The sequence below is a fragment of the Laspinema sp. D2d genome (assembly GCF_025370755.1).
Taxonomy (GTDB): Bacteria; Cyanobacteriota; Cyanobacteriia; order Cyanobacteriales; family Laspinemataceae; genus Laspinema.
The window spans coordinates 83,742-99,749 of record NZ_JAMXFC010000013.1; the positions used below are offsets into that span (position 1 = coordinate 83,742).

8 protein-coding genes are annotated in these 16,008 nt (G+C 45.1%); 4 read left to right on the forward strand and 4 right to left on the reverse strand.

What is annotated here, in order from left to right; genetic code table 11:
- Positions 1-407 precede the first annotated feature (407 nt).
- Positions 408-6,398, forward strand: coding sequence for an AAA family ATPase (locus NG796_RS11190; protein ID WP_261206707.1), 5,991 nt, complete (start codon positions 408-410; stop codon positions 6,396-6,398).
- Positions 6,395-7,894 (forward strand): response regulator, encoded by a 1,500-nt coding sequence (locus tag NG796_RS11195; protein ID WP_261206708.1) that lies wholly within the window; start codon positions 6,395-6,397, stop codon positions 7,892-7,894. Before NG796_RS11190 ends, NG796_RS11195 begins: the two co-directional genes overlap by 4 nt.
- Positions 7,895-8,005: 111 nt before the next feature.
- On the opposite strand, the gene NG796_RS11200 is transcribed toward NG796_RS11195, so the two are convergent.
- Both NG796_RS11200 and NG796_RS11205 read right to left on the reverse strand, forming a co-directional pair.
- On the reverse strand, positions 8,006-8,929 hold the full coding sequence (locus NG796_RS11200; RefSeq protein ID WP_261206709.1) for an Npun_R2821/Npun_R2822 family protein: 924 nt from the start codon (positions 8,927-8,929) through the stop codon (positions 8,006-8,008).
- A gap of 227 nt (positions 8,930-9,156) precedes the next feature.
- Positions 9,157-10,443, reverse strand: a complete 1,287-nt coding sequence (locus tag NG796_RS11205) for a Glu/Leu/Phe/Val family dehydrogenase (protein ID WP_261206711.1) — start codon at positions 10,441-10,443, stop codon at positions 9,157-9,159.
- Positions 10,444-11,296: 853 nt separating this feature from the next.
- Between NG796_RS11205 and NG796_RS11210 the strand changes: the two genes are divergently transcribed.
- Positions 11,297-11,899, forward strand: a complete 603-nt coding sequence (locus NG796_RS11210) for a DUF4126 domain-containing protein (protein WP_261206798.1) — start codon at positions 11,297-11,299, stop codon at positions 11,897-11,899.
- Positions 11,900-12,043: 144 nt separating this feature from the next.
- Here the strand turns inward: NG796_RS11210 and hemH are convergent, their stop codons facing one another.
- Complete coding sequence (gene hemH, locus NG796_RS11215) at positions 12,044-13,207, reverse strand: ferrochelatase (protein WP_261206800.1); 1,164 nt, start codon at positions 13,205-13,207, stop codon at positions 12,044-12,046.
- Positions 13,208-13,319: 112 nt separating this feature from the next.
- Here hemH and NG796_RS11220 point away from each other — a divergent pair, with 112 nt between their 5' ends.
- Positions 13,320-13,949 carry a class I SAM-dependent methyltransferase gene (locus NG796_RS11220; RefSeq protein ID WP_261206713.1) on the forward strand — a complete coding sequence of 210 codons (630 nt, stop codon included), beginning with the start codon at positions 13,320-13,322 and terminating at the stop codon, positions 13,947-13,949.
- Positions 13,950-13,992: 43 nt separating this feature from the next.
- Here NG796_RS11220 and NG796_RS11225 read toward each other — a convergent pair whose 3' ends face one another.
- A complete protein-coding gene (locus NG796_RS11225; RefSeq protein ID WP_261206715.1) occupies positions 13,993-15,846 on the reverse strand; it encodes an adenylate/guanylate cyclase domain-containing protein in 1,854 nt (617 codons plus the stop codon).
- Positions 15,847-16,008 lie beyond the last annotated feature (162 nt).

Genomic DNA, 16,008 nt, shown 5'->3' on the forward strand with positions numbered 1-16,008 from the left:
AATGGGTTTCGCAGAGACTTTGGGGTGAAAATCGGAGTCTTTATTAGGTCTTTTGGCAGAAGCATTGAAATAAATAAGTAATTTTCTCTATTCCCAACGTTTTTTGGCTGACTTAAAATTAAATTTTATTAACTTTGAATTTTTTATTAAATTTTGTGGCATCCTAAATTTAAGTAAACCCTAAGTAGGGTCTGGCCTGTCTTAAAATAACAGGGATAGAGAGGCTGAGGTTAAGCAGACAGGGTTTCATTCCATGAAGGCAAGTCTGTTTAGGACCTTTACCCCAAGGCGATCGCCACGATAAACGGTTCAATCTCAATGTTATAATTCTTTACCTTTTTGTTGTCAGGAGGTGCCACCCCGAAGGTGGGACCCTCATCCTCTCTGTCCTACCTTGGAGAATCTCAATGACTGTTAACTTAATAGAACACTATGAATTCCTAGAAACCCTGCACAGAGGAGGGAAAACAGTCATTTATCGCGCTCAAAACCCGGTAGATGGGTCCAAGGCGATCGTCAAAACCCTTAAGTCTGAATACCCGAGTCTGGCTGACATTACGCGCCTACGCCATGAATATCAAATTTTAGAAAACCTCCAGATCAATACTATTATCCAACCCATTAGTTTAGAACCCTATAAAAATGGGTGGGCGCTCGTTTTAGAAGATACGGGGGCGATCGCTTTAAATCAATGGTTAGAGTCTCACTCGCTTTCCCTGGTTAAATTTCTTGAAATAGCAACGGCCCTCGTCGATGCCGTTGGTGAACTGCATCACCAGAACATTATTCATAAAGATATTAAACCTCAAAATATTATTATTAATCCCCTCACCGAAACGATTCAACTGATTGATTTCAGCATTGCCTCCCGACTCGAACGAGAAAATCCCACCCTGAGTCATCCCGATTTACTGGAAGGAACGTTGGCCTATATGTCCCCCGAACAAACCGGGAGAATGAACCGATCAGTAGACTACCGGAGTGATTTTTACTCCCTGGGGGTGACCTTTTATGAACTGTTGACGAGACAGCTTCCCTTTAGCAGTAACGACCCCTTAGAACTGGTTCATCGTCATATTGCTAAAACACCGATTCCCCCCCATCAAATCAATCCTGAAATTCCTGAAGCGATTTCTGCTGTGATCATGAAATTGCTGGCGAAAACTGCCGAAGACCGTTATCAAAGTGCTGCCGGATTAAAATTTGACCTAGAAACCTGTTTAATTCAACTCCAAAACACCGGGGAAATTACTGAGTTTATACCGGGTCATGCAGACAAAGCCGGACAACTGACTATTCCTCAAAAGCTCTATGGACGCGATGCAGAAATTGCTACCCTGCTCAAAACGTTTGAGCGGGTTGCCAATGGAAGCACGGAAGTTATGCTTGTTTCCGGGTATTCCGGCATTGGTAAAACCGTGTTAGTGGCAGAAGTTCACAAACCGATTGTGCGACAACGGGGCTATTTTATCTCCGGTAAATTTGACCAATTTAAGCGAAATGTTCCGTTTGCCTCTTTGATTCAAGCCTTCAAATCTTTAATCCTGCAACTCCTCACGGAACGGGATGCTCAAATTCAAGTTTGGCGAGAACGATTAACATCTGCATTAGGCAATAATGGTCAAGTGATTATCGAGGTGATTCCCGAAGTTGAATTAATTATCGGGAAACAGCCTGCGCTTCCCGAACTGGGGGCCACCGAATCTCAAAACCGTTTTAGTCGGGTTTTTAAACAATTTATTAGTGTTTTTACCAGCAAAGAACATCCCCTAGTTGTCTTTTTAGATGACTTGCAGTGGGCTGATTCTGCTTCGTTAAAACTAATTGAGTTACTCCTGACCGATCGCGAGAGTCAGTATTTGTTATTGCTGGGGGCCTATCGGGATAATGAAGTCTCTCCCATCCATCCCACCATTCAGACGATAGAAAGAATAGAAAAAGCTGGGACGACTCTGAATAATTTGGTCCTCCAGCCCTTAAATTTGACTCAGGTAGAAGACGTGATTGCCGATACATTACAAGAAGCCGTCCAGTCAAAACCCCTAGCCGAACTCCTGTTTAATAAAACTGGAGGAAATCCGTTTTTCTTAACTCAACTTTTAAAAGCCCTGTATCAGGAAGATTTGCTCTGCTATGACCTGCAATCGGGAATGTGGCAATGGAATATCGCGCAAATTCAGGCGATCGGAATTACCGATTATAACGTAGTAGAACTGATTGCCCGAAATATCCGCAAACTGTCAGAAGCGACCCAAGAAATTTTAAAACTTGCCGCTTGTATTGGCAATACGTTTAATTTAGAGGTCCTGGCGATCGTACACCAGAAATCTACCTCCCTGACGGCGGTGCAATTGTGGTCAGCCCTTCAGCAGGGTTTGATTTTACCCCTGAGTAACGAGTATAAAATTCCTCTAGTGTTTAATCAGGAGGAAGCCCAGGGGATTGTCTTAACTGATGTCAAGGTTGATTATAAGTTTTTACATGATAAAGTGCAACAAGCCGCCTATTCTTTAATTCCTGATGAGGAGAAAAAACAAACCCACCTCAAAATAGGGCAATTACTGCTGAAAAAAACGACCCCCGAAGAACGAAAAGAAAATATATTTGCTTTAGTTAACCAACTAAATTACGGAATAGATTTACTTGATTCGGAGACCGATCAGGATGAATTGGCGGCTTTGAACCTGATTGCTGGACAAAAAGCCAAAGCGGCTACAGCTTATGAGTCAGCAGTTAAATATTTGAATGTCGGGTTAGCGCTTTTGGGCGAAGATAGCTGGGAACGCCAGTATGAGCTAACATTTACCCTGCATTTAGAAGCGGCAGAATGTGAATTTATAACTACCAACTTTGAGCGATCGCACTTCCTATCGGATATTCTTTTGGCCCAGGCAAAAACCCTTCTTGAAAAAGTTAAAGTCTATGAGTTGAAAATTCAATTTGATATTTCTAAAAATCAACTCCGAGCAGCGATAGAAACTGGAACCAGTGTTTTAGAAATGTTCGGAGTCCGCTTGGAGCAAACACCCCATGAAGGGCTGGTTATTGATAATTTAGCGGATTTACCCGTCATGACCGACCCAGATAAAATTGCCGCTATGCAAATATTAAATACTCTTTTGGCAGTAGCTTATTTGGGGCATCCGGCGCTGTTTCCCCTGATTATCTCTACCATGATCAGTTTATCCATTGAATATGGACAGTCGGCTCATGCTGCTTACGCCTATACTTTTTATGGGGGGCTGCTCTGTGGTGGATTCGACGATATCGATTCTGGATATCGATTTGGGAAACAGGGCGTTTACTTGCTTGAAAAATTTGAAGCTAAATCGGTTCAAGCAAAAATTTGGGCCACATTTAATGCTCTAGTTCGACATTGGAAAGAGCCAATTCGAGGATATTTTCAAGATTTTAAGATAGGCATTCAAAGTGGTCTGGAAGTGGGAGATATAGACTTTGCCTGTCATAATTCTGGCACTTATTGCAATTATTTATTTTTAAGTGGATACCATTTAAAAAAAGTAAAAGAAGAGCAAATTAAATATGATGCCTTATGTCAAAAAATGAAACAAGATTTTGACATTTACTATATTAAAATTTTTTATCAATTGGTTAAAATGCTTGAAATCAAACCTGTTGAGAAATTTTGCTTAACGGGAGCGATTTCTGAGTTTAAAAAAATCCTTCCCAGCATGGAAGAGTCCCAAAATCAAACTTTATTATACTGTTACTATGTCTCAGAAATTATTTTACTTTACTTATTCAAAGATTATCAACAGGCCGTAGTCAGTGCAAATCTAGCCTTAACCTATGCCCAAGGAGGGCTAGGTTTAATGTATAGCGTTGCCTATAACTTCTACTATTCCCTCGCCTTGTTAGGCTTATATGCTAATGCCCAACCCCAGGAACAAGCAGCATACCTGATCGACATCACCGCCCATCAGGAAAAAATGGCAAATTGGGCCTACCATTGTCCCGAAAATTTTCAACATAAATATAAATTAGTGGAGGCAGAAAAAGCGAGGGTATTAGGGCAAAAAGAACAGGCAATGGATTATTATGAGCAAGCTATTAAAGGAGCAAAAGAGCAAGAGTATATTCAAGACGAAGCATTAGGCAATGAACTCGCAGCGGAGTTTCATTTGTCCCTCGGGCGGGAGAAAATTGCTAAAACTTATCTGATAGATGCCTACTATTGTTATATCCGTTGGGGTGCACAAGCTAAAGTTAAGGATTTAGAAGAACGTTATCCTGAATTACTGGATGCGGTGTTGAACCCATTTCCCCTGGTCCCCAACGGTGAACCGATCGCCACTATCACCCAGGAAACCCTTACCGGGAACAGCATAATTGACCCGAGTCTTCTGGATATGGCATCGGTGATCAAAGCAACTCAAGCAATTTCTGGGGAAATTCTAGTGCCCAATTTGCTAGAAAAGTTAATGAAGATTTTAATTGAAAATGCGGGGGCAGAAAAAGGCGCATTAATCCTCTGTGAAGGGGAGGAATGGGTAATTAAAGCCGAGGGGAATCCAGGGGGAGTACAGGTGATGCAATCAATCCCGATTCATGAGAGTTCCGAGGTGGCGATCGCCGCTTTGGAATATGTGATGCGCACCCAACAAGATATCATCCTCACCGATGCTAGTGAAGAGGCAATGTTTAGTGGCGATGCTTATATCCGCCAACATCAACCGAAGTCTCTGCTGTGTTTACCCATCCTCTACCAAGGAAAACTCAGTGCCATTCTTTATTTAGAAAACAATCTGATTGCTGGAGCCTTTACCCCGAGGCGAGTTGAAGTGCTCAAGATGTTATCCAGCCAATTCGCGATCGCCTTAGAAAATGCCACGCTTTACCATACTTTAGAGCTAAAAGTCGAAGCCCGAACCCAGGAATTAAAAACTAAAAATGACCGTTTAGAAATCGAAATTCAAGAACGGCAACGGGCGGAAAAAGCGGCTGATACAGCGAATCGGGCTAAGAGTCAATTCCTCGCCAGTATGAGTCATGAACTCCGAACTCCCCTCAACGGAATTTTAGGCTATGCCCAAATTCTCAACCGAGATAAAACCCTCAGTCCCTCTCAAAAAAGCGGTGTAAAAATTATTCACAAATGCGGCGAGCACTTACTGACTCTAATTAATGATGTCTTAGATTTGTCCAAAATCGAGGCTGGAAAAATGGAATTGCAGCCCACCTCATTCCATCTGCCAGAGTTTTTACAAAGTATTGCTGACATCTGCCGGGTTCGTGCGGACAGTAAAGGAATTTCCCTCATTTATGAACCCTCCTCTCAGTTGCCTCTAGGGGTTTGTGCCGATGAAAAACGCTTGCGCCAAGTGTTAATTAACTTACTGGGAAATGCCGTCAAATTTACGGAAACGGGTCGGGTTACCTTTAAAGTCGAAGCTATACCCCCGCCGCTCCTAGACCCGGATCACCCTCTAATTACCCTGCGCTTTTTAATCCAAGATACGGGAATTGGGATTGAACCGGACCAAATTGCCACCATCTTTTTACCCTTTGAACAGGTGAATGGAACGGTTCGTCAAACGGAAGGGACAGGATTGGGACTCGCGATTAGTTCTCAGTTAGTGGAGATGATGGGGAGTTCAATTCAGGTAGAAAGTGAGGTGGAAAAAGGTAGTCTGTTTTGGTTTGAGGTCGAATTACCTAGAGCCGACAACTGCACGGAAGAACACCAAGAATCGTCAAAAATTATTCGAGGATTTGTGGGCGTACCTCGGAAAATTTTGGTGGTGGACGATCGCTGGGAAAATCGATCGGTTCTGGTGAATTTACTGAGTCCTCTCGGATTTGAAGTTCACGAAGCAATCAATGGGCAAGATTGTCTCAATCAAGTCTCTTCGTTCCAACCGGATTGCATTATCATTGATTTGGTGATGCCGGTGATGGATGGGTTTGAAGCCATGCGGCAAATTAGAAAAATGCCTGAAGCCCAAAATTTGGTAGCCATCGGGACCTCAGCGAGTATTTTTTCGTCTCAGGAACAATCTTGTCTGAAGATGGGTTGTAATGATTTTCTCCTCAAACCGATTCGAGATGAACAACTTTTAAGTTGCTTAAGAAACCATTTACATTTAGAATGGATATATGAGGAGCAAGCAGTTGAAAATGATGAGTCCAGTCTGATCCCTGCTTCTATCCCCCCTCACTTGAGTGAAGCGATCGCCCCTAACGCAGAGGAATTAGCTATCTTATTCGATTTGGCAATGAAGGGCGAATTGGTCACGATCCAAGAACGAGTGCAACGCTTGCTAGATGGGGATCGGCGGTATGCACCGTTTGCAACGCAGGTGATTCACTTGGCTACAACTTTTGCCGAAGAGGAATTACTAGCTTTTGTTCAAGGGTATATGGAGGCAGGACAATGAGCGATCGCAGTTTGGAATTGGGGACGATTTTAATCGTCGATGATATGCCGACTAATTTAGGGTCGGTCGTCGAGTTTTTGAGCGAATCGGGGTTTAAAATCTGGGTCGCTCGCAGTGGAAAAAGTGCCTTAAAAAAAGTCGAGTATTCTCAACCGGACTTAATCCTGTTAGATGTACTTATGCCAGAAATGGACGGCTTTGAAACCTGTGAACTGTTAAAACAAAATCCGATTACCCGAGATATTCCCGTCATTTTTATGACGGCCCTGGATGATACGGAAAATAAAGTCAAAGGGTTTAATGCCGGTGCCGTTGACTATATTACCAAACCGATTCAACATGAAGAGGTCTTAGCGCGGGTCAAGACTCATCTGAGCATCCGCCATCTCACGCAAAAGCTGGAAGCAGAAATTGTCGAGCGCGATCGCGCCCGGGGTGAACTGGAATGTCTCGCCCAAGAGTTAGAACACCGGGTGGAACAGCGGACTAAGGCATTGCTGGAAACTAACAATCGCCTCAGCCAGGAAATTAATGAACGCAAACAAGCCCAGATCGCCTTACAGGAATCTGAACATCGAGAACGACAGAAGGCCCTCCAACTTGAACGTTCCCTGTTGCAACTCCAGCAAATGCAAAGCCAACTGATTCAAATTGAAAAAATGTCGGCTTTAGGACAGTTGGTCGCCGGGGTCGCTCATGAAATCAACAATCCCGTTAATTTCATTTATGGTAATCTCACCTACGCTCATAATTATACTCAAGACCTGATTGAAATTGTTGAGCTATATCAGCAGCATTATCCGGCACCGATTCCTGAGATAGAGGAAGCGATGGAATCGACCGAATTACCTTTCCTCAAGGAAGATTTACCGAAAATTTTGGACTCCATGCAAGTGGGGGCCGAGCGCATTCGGGAAATTGTCTTATCCTTACGACATTTTTCCCGTCATGAGGGATTTCACATGAAGCGGGTTAACTTGCATCAAGGACTTGACAGTACCTTGATGATTTTAAATAACCGCTTGAAAGCCAAATCCGATCGCCCAGAGATTGAAGTAATCCGCGAGTATGATTCCCATTTACCGGAAGTCGAATGCTATGGCGGCGAACTCAATCAAGTGTTTATGAATATTATCGCCAATGCGATCGATGCGGTGGATGAATGGAACGACACTAGAACCCTCCCTCAAATGAAAGCGCATCCCACGCGAATTGTAATTCGCACGGAAGTGAGCGGAAAAAATCAGGTTACTATCCGCATTTCCGATAATGGCCCGGGAATGTCTGAAGCCGTCAGAGGTTGTATTTTTAATCCCTTTTTCACCACGAAACCCCCGGGGAAAGGAACCGGAATCGGACTTTCGATTACTTGGCAAATTGTGGTAGAAAAACACAAAGGAAATCTACGCTGTACCTCCGCACCCAACCAAGGCACTATCTTTGAAGTGGAAATTCCCATTTCCCATCAAGTTGGGGTCTTATCTCTGTCTGCTTAGAGGGAGAACGCTAACTCCGACCCAGACACGGGGGGCTACTCTAAATCCCTCATTTCAAATCGGGCTGTCAGAGAGAACATAGGTCTTTGACAGCTTGATTTAGGTCAGTCCTCAAAATTTAGCTTTGATTTTTCTGAGGCGATCGCGCAGTACCTTCAAGAAGCTTTTTTTGGCCGGTTTGTACTCGGGGCGTTCTGGTTTCGGTTCATTCAGATAGCGGTAATGTTCCCAAATCTCCCAATAGGGACATCCCGGTTCAATCCGAAAGCCCGCCCAATGCAAATATTGTAAGGGTTGGTTGATATCCGGGTCAAATAGTTTGGGTCCATCAATGGGCTGAAATTTTTGGGTTCCCGCCCAGTTGCCCGGGGCTTTTCCTGGGCGGCGCACGATGTTAAACCGGCGCGGAATTTTCTTCAAAATCATGTAATTGATAATCGGCTGATCTGAAGTTTTTTGGGAGAAATCGAAATACTCCGGATGGGCGGCACATTCGGTAAAGGTGTCATATAAATCTTGTTCCGTAATTAACCCTTTTTTTGACCCCCAGAATCCGCCATTAAAAATATCTTGAAGCTGTTCTGAAGTGAAAACTCCGGCTTTTAGAATTTCAGGGGAAAAAACATTAGTAATTCCTCCGGAATGTTGATAATCACAACAAATAAAATCGGAGTCGTTTAGATAGTTAAAATTATCGCTAATTTTTTCAAAAACAACGATATCGGTATCGATATATACAAATTCATCGAAGGGCCCAAACCAACAGGCTTGTTTTCTAAATTGATTGGGACGCGCAAAAAATTGTACGCCAAAAATTTCCTGAAGTTTTTGAGATAACCGTTTAATAAACTCTAAATCTTCATAAACTTTAACTCCAAATTTTTCCTGGAGGGTGTCAGCTACTTCTTGATAAGTCTCGTCATAGGGAATCATCACAACGGGCACATCCGGATCATATAAGCGAATGCTATTCAGCAGGGCGATCGCCTGCTCCTTAACCCGGTCATTAGCAATAATATAAATTCCCCGACTCATAGTTCTCTCCTCAACGGATTAATCCTAATTGGTTGATGATACGCTTGACTAGACTCCTTATCAAACTCCCCCTGTTGCTGAGGCGATCGCCACCCTAGAAGCCCCGTTAAATCTTGGCACTTACCCTATCATAAATTGACCTTGATTTCAATGGGGCTTGTTTCTAGGGACCCTTGGCGGTGGCTGAGTTTTGCACCCTGCCACCGCCCTCTAATGGTGATTCTGACTTATTTCTTCACATAATAATCCCGGGTCCCCTTGGCGCTGAGGGCTTCTCCGAGACGGTTTAACCCATGCACATAAGCGGCAGTGCGCATGGAAATGGAGAATTCATCGGCAATTTGCCAAATTTTCTCGGTTTCTTTGCGCATTCTCTTCAGCAAGCGTTCTTCCACTTCCTCCAATTCCCAATATAAACCGCTGCGATTTTGCAGCCATTCAAAATAACTGACCGTGACCCCTCCGGCATTGACTAAAATATCCGGAACGACATAAATGCCTCGGTCTTCTAGGATGCGATCGGCCCCGGAACTAATCGGTCCATTGGCAACTTCAAAGATATATTTGGCCTTGATATCTTGTACATTAGCTTCCGTGATTTGATTTTCCAAGGCAGCGGGAATCAAGATATCCACATCTAAGGCCAACAGTTGCTCATTGGTGATAATTTCATGTTCAACAATATTACAAACTGAGTCTTGACAATAGACCGCTTGAATTCCGGGGTTAGATTTTTTGTAGTGGAGGATGCTGGGAATATCGAGCCCTTTTTTGGCATAAATTCCCCCTTGAGAGTCGCTCACGGCGACCACTTTGTATCCCGCTTTGGCGAGGAGTTCGGCCACCACAGAACCGGCATTTCCAAATCCTTGAATGGCAACGGTGGTTTGATGGGGGAGTCGGTCAAATTTCCCCATAATGGCTTCTATGACATAATAAGCACCGCTTCCGGTGGCGGTATCGCGACCTAAACTGCCGCCTAGGGTGACAGGTTTACCGGTGACAACGCCGGGGTTGAGAGAACGACGGATAATATTATATTGATCCATCATCCAACCCATGATGGTGGGGTTAGTATAAACGTCTGGGGCGGGAATATCGATGTTAGGTCCAATAAAGTCGGCGATCGCATCAATATAACCCCGAGTTAATCGTTCTAATTCCAGTTTAGAAAGTTCTTTCGGGTTGACGGTGACGCCGCCTTTTGCACCGCCAAAAGGTAAGTCGAGAACCGCACATTTAAAGGTCATCCAAAAAGCCAAAGATTTGACTTCATCCATCGAAACATTGGGATGATACCGGACTCCTCCTTTCCCTGGACCTCGGGTATCGTCGTAGCGGACCCGATAGCCTTGAAAAATGCGTAAGGAACCGTTATCCATGCGCACGGGAATGGAGACATTTAGACTCGCTTTAGGATATTTAAGATATTCGAGGGCGTCTTCGGAAATCGAGACGTATTTCATGGCCCGTTCTAAGCGTTTGCTGGCATCGGCAAAGAGTGAATCGGACATTTTACTAGGCTCCATATTGGCGATCGCGCTGGTGGTGCAAACCCTGAATTACCCCAGTTTTCTACAAGGCGAGAGCATTTCAAGTCCGGTGAATCTGTCCTCTGCTGTGGTCATGCCTTAAGCAGCCCTGGCATGAGTCCGAAGAGACCCCCGTAGGCCGATCGGGTTCGTTTGATATCAAATCCGGTTGCAAAAAGTCGGTTTTCTCTCTGACGCCGCCTAGGGGGGCTTTGTCCTGATAGCCCCACCCTTGAGGGTGCGGGTTTTTTAGACCTACTACAACTGGATTCAGTCTGAGGGGAGATTAGAGGGACTTGACATTAGGCGTTCTGGGTTACTTATAAGCATAAAACATAGAATTATCAAAAAAAATATTTTATGCTTATACTGTAAAAAGATAGGGCAATTCGGTTTGTTAGCAACGCACTACTGTAGTCTATTATACAGTTTTTAATTGAATTTCAGGATAATTAAACCCGACAACTTCGGCCAATTTAAGCCCTAATTCCTTGAGACCCATAGTGAATTCATTGATCCCCGGTTTAATTTAAACTAAAACGGCAGGGAATGGAGCCGTGGAAAAGGTATTCAAGAAGGGAGTAGGCAGGAGGGAATCATGCAGGAGTAGAGAAAACCCGAACTGAACTGAATCCGGTTGCAAGCAGATAACCGCCTAAGCATTTAAACTATGAACAGGGGATGCACCAAAACCCTAAACCAGGCGGGGTGCGATCGCCACCCCCTTCGAGATCGGCGGCTAAAACCGCTTGGCGATCGCCGAGTGCTTAAACACCGATAGCTGGACTAGGTGAGCGGAAACCATAAGATTCCAAGAGACTAAATTGCCAATATGATGATTCCACTCCTAGCGGCGCTATCGGCCTCAGCAGCAGGGGGTCTGCGGATTGCCTTACCGCTGCTGTTAATCGGTTTATTAAATGCGGATGAATTATGGTCCCGCGTCCCCCTGCTGTCGCGGATTTCCCCCCAGGTGGCGATCGGGGTTCTGGTGAGTTGGTCCTTATTTGAGCTTTTTGCCTCCAAACAACCTTGGGGACAGCGCCTCCTTCAAAACGTGCAACTGCTGTTTAGTCCCTTTGTGGGCGCAATTATGGGCATGGCGATCGCCGCTGCCAGTTTTCGGGACGACAGTGACGCCCCCACCTTTATCGTTGCCCTAATCGGCGTTGTCGGGGGATTATTAGCCCTGGTACTCCAACTGGTGCAAGTCGGCTGGTTCTATCGCCTCGGGAAATTACCCCTCTGGGCGATTCTCGCTCAAGATGCTTTATGTATTTGTCTCGTACTCTTCGCCTTCGACGCACCCACCGAGGGCGGCATTATTGCCCTACTCCTATTATGGTTAGCGATTCGTTCATCTCAGGAGTGGTATCGCTGGTATATCCAGCAAGGGGCGCGGAAAAATCCGCGTCAAAATAAAAACGAACCGGACTAATACCAAATCCGGTTGTCAAAAGTTGGTTTTCTCTACTAGCGGGCTTAGGCAAGCTTCGTTTTTGTAGACCCACCCTGGAGGGTGTAGGTTTTTATAAACTAAACCCTGCCGGTTACTGAGAAATCCCTCAGTCTCCGGCAGCCACTACAGCAATCCGATAAAATGTAACGGGCCATGACCGCTGATTAACTCAATTAACAGTCCCATAAACCCCAGCATTGCCAGTCGTCCGTTCCAGACTTCCGCAGCCGTGGTCATTCCCCATTCCCAGCGTTCTTGGGGATACATTTTGAAGTTTTTCTGTGGACGCATGACTTGATCCAGGGTCAAGGGTGGCGCATCGATCGCCTCTACCACTAAATTAGCTAAATCCTCAATGAACACCGGATGCGTATTCAATGCCGGGACCCGATGGAAATGTTCAATTCCCGCCTCTTCTGCCACTTCTCGATATTCCATATCGATTTCTTGAAGGGTTTCGATATGTTCCGAGACAAAGCTGATGGGGACTACCAGTAAATCATTAATGCCTTCTGCTGCCAACTCGGCGATCGCATCTTCCGTATAGGGTTTGAGCCATTCCACCGGACCCACGCGACTTTGATAAGCCAGGGTATGACGATTGGGACGATTCAGGGTTTGCACAATCAGTCGGGTGCATTCCTCAATCTCTTCCTGATAGGGGTCGCCTGCTTCTTCCACATAGCTGACGGGGACCCCATGCGCGCTAAAGAAAATATGCACTTGGTCGGGATTTTCAAAGCCATCCAGTTCTCGGGCGATTAATTGCGCCATCGCTTGCAGATAACCGGGACGCTGATACCAAGAAGGGATAACCGTATGTTTTTCCGGGGCCAAAGAAGGGTCTTCTGACCAAATTTTTTCCAATAATCGGAAACTGGATCCGCTGGTGCTAATCGAAAATTGGGGATACAGGGGGAGAATGACTAATTGTTCGACACCATCGCGCTTAATGCGGGTGATTGCCTCTTCCGTAAACGGATGCCAGTAGCGCATTCCGATGTACACCTGCACATCCTGTCCCTTGTCCTGTAAACTTTGTTGCAAGGCGATCGCTTGCTCCTCGGTAATCCCACGCAAAGGCGAACCCCCGCCAATTTCCATGTAATTGGCTTGGGATTTTTTACTCCGCAGGCTCGAAATCAGCCATGCTAGGGGTTTTTGCATCCACGGAAAAGGCAACCGAATGATTTCCGGGTCAGAAAACAGGTTGTACAGAAAGGGTCGAACATCTTCAATTTGCTCCGGCCCACCTAAATTCAGTAACAGTACCCCTACACGGCCCATAGCAGTCACAGTTTCCTTAGAGTTTTCATTATTGTTTACTTATTTTAACAATAATACCGTTGATTAAGTCACAGTTTGAGTTAAATCTGCATTTTTATTCAAGGGGGTATCCGTGGCAACAATTCTTAGAGACTGGAGTTATCGCTATCAGTGGCTTTATGATGGCATCTCCCGCATCGCCGCCCTCAGCGTCGGTGGGGAATCGCGCTTTCGGCAGTTAGCCCTCCAAGGACTCACCCTCCATCCCCAGAGCAAAATTCTGGATCTCTGCTGTGGGAGTGGACAAGCCACCGCCTACCTGGTCCAATCTTCCCAGAACGTCACCGGCTTGGATGCCTCTCCCCTCTCCCTAAATCGGGCACGAAACAATGTCCCAGAAGCCTCCTACATTGAAGCCTTCGCCGAAAATATTCCCATTGGCGACGGTGAATTTGACCTCGTACATACTAGCGCCGCCCTGCACGAAATGGACCCTGAACAATTGCGGCAAATTCTCCAGGAAGTCTATCGGGTCCTGAAGCCGGGAGGAACGTTTGCGATCGTTGATTTCCATCCGCCTACTAATCCCCTATTCTGGCCTGGATTGACCCTATTTTTCTGGCTCTTTGAAACCGAAACCGCTTGGCAATTACTTCAAACGAATTTGCCCGAACTGTTGCAAGAAATTGGTTTTAAAGTGGATTCCCCCCGACTCTATGCCGGGGGAAGTTTGCAAGTGATTCACGCTCAGAAATCCGATTAAACTTTGCACTCAGAAACTTGGAAGTTTCCTTAAACTGTCAATATTACTCAGCTTCCAGGGCGTGATAGAGATGATCTAACTTTTCTCTAACCCCCGGAGGTTTAGCCGTAAATCGAATATAAAAACTGTCCGCTTCCCCTGGATTCTCCAGCACCTTAGCATAGACATCTTCACTGACTTTTATTCCCTCTTCCGAGAGTTCCACTAAATTGAGCTTGATATTACTCAAAGGAGCAGGTTTCAAGTTTTCTTTCCCTTCTGTAGTCCTGACTTCGGCACTTTTGGGGGAAAGTTTGATGAACTCCCCCTGAATCACCTGATCTCCAATATGTTTTCCTTCTAAAATCGTATATTGAATCGGAATGCAGTCCGGTAGCGTCACAAAAATTTCTTCTTCTTGTGTTAGATAGAGATTATAATCACCGCCAATCCCTCCGATTTCATAAATGGTAATGGGTTCTTTGACCCCTTTCGGTTTTACCTGTTTTTGATGGGTAATTCGTAAAGGAACCGTAATGGCCCTTAAGGTTGAACTGGAAATCAGAACTTGACTCCCTGTGGTGTAAGATTCAATGCGATAAGTTAAATTAACCTGACTGCCTACCACACCGTATTTCGTGCGTTTTTCGGAACCAATATTTCCCAAAACGACTTCCCCAGTATTAATTCCAATCCCCATTTCTAAGGGAGGTAAATTCCATTCGGTCATTTTTTCATTCACCCCATTCATGGCTAATTGCATCGCCAGGGCACAGGCAACCGCCCGAGTTGAATCATCCGATCGCGGAGTCGGTGCACCAAACAGCACTAAAATGCCATCCCCCATAAATTCATCAATGGTCCCCTCATATTCAGTGATGATATCCGCCATTTGTTTGAGGTAAAAATTGAGAATTTCCACCACTTGTTCGGGGGGAAGTCGTTCCGAAAGGGCCGTAAATCCTCGTAAATCCGACGTCAGGATAGTAATTTGACGGCGATCGCCTCCTAACTTGAGTGCTTCCGGCGTATCCAGTAAATTAGCCACCACCTTATCACTCAAATATCGTCCAAATACCTGCTGAATCAATTTATTACGTTTTTCTAAATCCCCATTGGCAATGGCTAAATCAGCCGTTCTATCCCGAACTCTCTGTTCTAATTCTTTGGCTGTTTCCCGTAAGCGACCGAGAATTAAAGTCAGTCCAAATAATGCTAATCCCGAGAGCCCGCCCAGCATCAAAAATGTCCCACTTAATCCCCTTTGAGTATCAGCAATAAAACTACCTAAAGGCTGAGAAACTTCTAAAATGCCGCGCACATCTCCCACTTGCCAATCGGTTTTAGGACTATCGGGATGGGAGTTATGACAAGCCACGCAGGTAGCTTTCATCAAATCCGCTTGAGCATACCGAAACATCTGATTATTCCCGACTTTCTCAGTTCGATAAAAGGAACGGTCCGGAAATTGTTTTAAATAGCGCAAGGCATCCCGTTGAAAAGCATCTCTCGGTCCCCCCTCTTGCCGTCGCCAGGGAAAAGGATAATCACTATAAAGATTGGCGGACATTCCACTATTTTTTTCGCTAATGGTATGGCCTAATTCCAGTAGAAACGTTGCCGGTAAAGGGATAGCCCCGGTTTGATTTTTATAGTTATGAGTGACAGTAATTCCCGGTATTTCATTAACTCGGGCAACAGCTTGGGAACTGTAAAGTGTCCTAGCTTCTTGCATTGCCTCCGCAAATAATGAGGTATTTTGAAGGGCTTGAGAGGTAATCAAATGGGAAGAAAGCCGGGACATATTTGCCATCGCTACCCCCACCCCAATGCAGAATAAAACCGTTAAAACGAGGATGGTACGTTTATACAGTAAGTGCAAGAATTGGTGCCAAGCTCGCTTGATGAAGTTACCCATAGATATCTCGCTCTCGTAGAAAGGCTTGTTCCGAGGATATCCGATCGCCCTTAGAAAACGGGAGGGTAGAAAAGGTTAATTTTTATTGCAAAAAAAATAAGCAGCGATCCCCCACTTTTGCTACCTTGGAATGGGCTAAAAGGGTGGGCCTTTGCCCACCCC